Annotated in this window: 5 protein-coding genes; 1 reads left to right on the top strand and 4 read right to left on the bottom strand. The window is 69.1% G+C overall.

Annotated features, from left to right (window positions below; genetic code table 11):
• Positions 1–140: 140 nt before the first annotated feature.
• From VR45_RS13785 to VR45_RS13770, 4 genes are all read right to left on the bottom strand, one after another.
• On the bottom strand, positions 141–1022 hold the full coding sequence (locus tag VR45_RS13785; RefSeq protein WP_045940026.1) for a phosphotransferase: 882 nt from the start codon (positions 1020–1022) through the stop codon (positions 141–143).
• Positions 1023–1090: 68 nt separating this feature from the next.
• The gene (locus tag VR45_RS13780) at positions 1091–1576 is read right to left on the bottom strand and encodes a hypothetical protein (protein WP_045940025.1); all 486 of its coding nucleotides are present in this window, start codon (positions 1574–1576) and stop codon (positions 1091–1093) included.
• A 120-nt stretch (positions 1577–1696) separates the two neighbouring features.
• On the bottom strand, positions 1697–2539 hold the full coding sequence (locus VR45_RS13775; protein WP_045940024.1) for a helix-turn-helix transcriptional regulator: 843 nt from the start codon (positions 2537–2539) through the stop codon (positions 1697–1699).
• Positions 2536–3288 (bottom strand): DUF6879 family protein, encoded by a 753-nt coding sequence (locus VR45_RS13770; RefSeq protein ID WP_045940023.1) that lies wholly within the window; start codon positions 3286–3288, stop codon positions 2536–2538. Before VR45_RS13770 ends, VR45_RS13775 begins: the two co-directional genes overlap by 4 nt.
• A 479-nt stretch (positions 3289–3767) precedes the next feature.
• On the opposite strand from VR45_RS13770, the gene VR45_RS13765 reads away from it, so the two are divergent.
• On the top strand, positions 3768–3968 hold a 201-nt coding region (locus VR45_RS13765), incomplete at its 3' end, for a helix-turn-helix transcriptional regulator (protein WP_045940022.1).

Below are 3968 nucleotides of genomic sequence, written 5' to 3'. Positions count from 1 at the left end.
GACTTCCCACTCCGGTGCGGTGGCGTGGCGACGCCACCGCACGGTGGGGCGGACGCGCCGCCCACCGAGTCCGAGTCCTCCGACGCCTGGCCCGAGGAGTCGAGCGATCCGGCCGGGTGAGGTGGGCCAGTGGTGGACGGCTACCCGAGCCGGTGGCGGAGCCAGGCGAGGCCGGTGGCGCTGAGTGCGGCCCACCGGCGGTCGGGGGTCTCGGCGGCGCGGAGGGTCCACAGGCCGGTGAGGATCGCGCCGAAGGCCGTGACGGACCGAGCGGGCGCGGTGCGCCACAGGGACACGCTGTCGGCCCAGCGCTCCGCCTGCTCGGGGGTGTGGCCGGCCTCGATCAGCCGGACGATCAGGTACGCCGTGTCGGCCCATGCTGCGCCGGGGGCAGGGAAAGCCCAGTCGACGACGCGCACCGCTTCGCCGTCCACCAGGAGGTTCGGGCCGGTCAGGTCGGTGTGGACCAGGGTCTTGCCGTCGATCAGATCGGGCGCATCGTGTTCGGCCAGGATCAGCGCGTCCAGCCGCGCCACGGTCCACGGGTCGAGCCGGTCCCGGTAACGGCTGCCCAGGTTGTGCCAGAAGTCCTGCCCCGACCATCGGTCCGCCAGGCTGAAGGCACGCAGTGGCGGTGCCGGGGTGAGCGCCCCGGCAAGTGTCTCCAGGGTCCGGGCGACCAACGGCAGATCGGCGGACCCCGGAGACAGCTCCGCGTGTCTGCCGGGAACGTGCTCGAACCCCAGGGCGAGCCACCCGTCGGCCTCGACCTTCCAGAGCATGCGGGGAGCGATGTCCGGCGGGAGTACGGAGTTCACGACGGACTCCAGGCGGTGCATCCACGCCCTCGGGTTGTCCTCGCGCACGGCCTTGCAGAACACCGGCCCGCCGGTCGTCTCCAGCGTGGCGGCGAAGTCGGAGACCGTTCCCGCAGTCGGGGGGAGAGCGGCGGTGACCGCGCCGGTCCGGGCCTCGATGCTGATGCGCACGGCACGCGGTAGTTGCTTCCAAGTGTCTGTCATCGGGGGTGCCTCGGGTCGGGCCCGCCCGGCCCCGGATCGCAGGGCCGGGCGGGCGATCTGATCGGTTCCTAGCTGCTGTGGCAACCGCGGTGGCACTGCGCGCAGTTGCCGCTGCCGCTGGTGTCGCTTCCGTCTCCTCCGCTGCCTTCGGAGCAGTCGGCGGACATGCTCCACAGTTCGGAGTCCACGGCGTACCCGCTCGCTTCGATGACGGCGACCGTGGCGGCGATGCCGATGCCCTTGGTGGACTCGCCCGGGCCGCCGGTCGGCACGTGGTGGAGGAACCGGCCGGACACCGAGTGGCAGAACTCGGCGTATTCGGTGGTGTGGAGGATGAACGTGTGCCATCCGATGTCCACCAGCCTCGACGGGGCGAGGCCGGCATCCGGGTTGACCGCGCACGCTCCGAGGAAGGCGAGGGCCTGGTCCACTGTGCGCGCGGCGAGCGCGAGATCCATCTCCTCCTCCCTGGCGATTCGGGTGATCATCCGCTCGAACAGGGCCGGGTCGATGAGGGACCGGCCTGTGATCGTCTCCGTGCTGGTCGACAGCATGTGTGCTCCCCTGACTCCGAGGTACGGCTCTCGGCCAGGACGCTATGCGTGCGGGAACCACCGAAGGCCCTGTGATTCTCGAATATTCCAGGGCTCGCGGGCCGTATCGGCGAGGATTCCTCAGACGGCTCCCAGTGTCCTGCGGCACCGCGCAAGAATCCTGTGGGCATCCGAGCCGAAGACGGCCGCCTCGGCCATCGCTTCCCAGACGCGCGTGTACAGGCCCACGTTCTCCGCCTGCTCCAGCCACAGTTCGGCGTGCCAGTCCTCGACGATGACAAGCCGTTCGTCGTAGATCCAGAAGCCGTTGGCGGGTGGCAGGGCGAGCTGGGCCTCGAACGGCACGATGCCCAGGGTGACGGTGTCGAGGCCGATCACGCCGCTGAGCCGGTCGAGTTGAGCCGCCATGACGGCCGGTGGGCAGAGCCGGGCGCGCAGAGCGGCCTCCCACATGACGATGCGGTACTGCTTGCCCGACCGGTACAGGCCCTCCTGTCGTCGGACTCGGGCCCGAACGGCCTCCTCGACATCACGCGGCGACCGGTGGAGGTCGACGTAGGCGTTGAAGACGTGCCGGGCGTAGTCGGCCGTCTGGAGCATGCCGACGATCATTGAGCCTTCCCAGGCACGCATGATCGTCGACCGTTCGTACTCGACGGTCAGCGCGTCCTGCACCGGCCGGTGGCCGGCTGCGAGTTGTCGTCGCCAGGAGCGGGACTGCGATTCGAACGCCCTCAACCTGGCTGTCAATTCGGACGCCGCGCCAGGCCGGCCGACACCCGTTGCCCACGCCTTGAGGTCGTCGCGGGTGGCCGTCTGTCGGCCGGTTTCCAGCTTGCTGACCTTGGACTGCGCCCACCCCAGACGCTCGGCCAGTTGCCGACCGGTGAGACCGCCCTCGGTGCGCAGCTCGCGGAGCCGCAGACCGAGGGCGATTCGCGCTTGTTGGAAGTCGGTGCTCACACGTCGGACGGTACCTCGGTGAGGAACGCCCGGTACGTGGTGGCGAAGTGCCAGGCAGCGTCGCGTACCTGGCACGCACGAGCCACCTGTACCGGGTCGGTGATCAGCTCCACGGCGGTCAGATCGTCGTCGGAGTCGAAGTGCAACAGGGCGATGACCCGCGAGTCGAAGAGCCAGGTGTCTTCCTGCGGAAGGCCGAGGTGATCGGCGTCGGCGCGCCAGAGGTAGCGAATGTCCTCGCCCACGGCACTGTTCCGCTCGGCGTTGTCGAGCAGGTACCGCTGTCCCGGAGTGGGCGGGCTGTCCATGATCCGCACTCGCTCGAACCGCTTGCCGCGAGCCACCTGCTCGCGGCGCGAGAGGCACCACGGGTCCTCCAGGTCCCATCCGGGCGCCTGACCGGCAGCGAACCGGCGGTAGGTATCGGTCTGTTCGTCGGACCGGTACCTGCGACGGGTCTCCAGCCGGAAGGCCGTGTGCTCGAAGTTCTCGAACATGCCGTCGAACTCTTCGAAGTCGATCAGCTCCGGCTCTCGGTCCACGTCTCGCGGCGCGAAGTCGGCGAGCAGCACGCGGGGAACGACCACGAACCCTTCGCCGGGCTTGATCTTGCGAAGTTGAGCTACCTCGTCGGGATCGGTGACGGCGTCGCCCTGTACCAGTACCTCCCCGGTCTCGATGTCCTCGTAGAGCGTCGGGCATCCGTTGTTCCCCGAATTGCTTCCGATGTACCGCAGTCGTCGGCTCACAGCTGCTCCCCTCACCGATGGTCGGGCTGACTCAGGATGACGTGGGACCGGGCAGGGGTGGGTGCTGATTCTCGAATATTCTCCCGGCCCCGATTGAGGAGAACCGCGACTGTACGGGCCGAGGTGGAGCAGGGTGGTGCGCGCCCGGCGTGCGGGGGTGGGGGAGAGGTGCGGCGCGGGGCTGCGCTCTCGTGTGCGCCTGGTGGTGGTGCTGCCTTCGTGGCGGTGTCTGGGTGAGTCGACGTTCTTTCGTGGCAGGGGAGTTGGACGTTTCAGGAATGGGAGGTGGTGCGCCCCTCGGGCTGGAAGAGGAGCGTGGGGCGATTGTCGGGCTCTGAGGGTCGAGAAGGAGTTCGGAGTTCGGGAGTGGACGGACTTTCGCGCGCCTACGCTGACGGTGCATCCGTTGGGAACGGTGTGTGCCCGGGCGGATGCGGACAGTGCGACGCGAGTGTGACCGGAGACCAGGGGAGGCCAAGATGGCCGAGGTTCGGGGTGGCGGCGAGAGCGGCGACGCGAGGCCGGAGTTGGACGAGGATCTGTCGGAGGTCTCGGACTTCCTGCATGCGATCGGCCAGCAGATCAAGGTCCTGCGTGAGCAGGCGGGGCTGACGCAGAAGCAGTTCGCGAAGGAGGTCGGCTACACCGAGAGCCTGATCGGCGCGGTGGAGCAGGGGAAG

Origin of the sequence: Streptomyces sp. NRRL S-495, from assembly GCF_000966955.1 — a bacterium.
Lineage (GTDB): Bacteria > Actinomycetota > Actinomycetes > Streptomycetales > Streptomycetaceae > Kitasatospora > Kitasatospora purpeofusca.
Note: the sequence above shows the minus strand (reverse complement) of the source record. Positions and strands in the feature narration are given on the sequence as shown.

Coding starts and splice junctions, on each gene's coding strand:
- VR45_RS13780 (WP_045940025.1), bottom strand. CDS start 1,576: ATGCTGTCGACCAGCACGGAGACGATCACAGGCCGGTCCCTCATCGAC.
- VR45_RS13785 (WP_045940026.1), bottom strand. CDS start 1,022: ATGACAGACACTTGGAAGCAACTACCGCGTGCCGTGCGCATCAGCATC.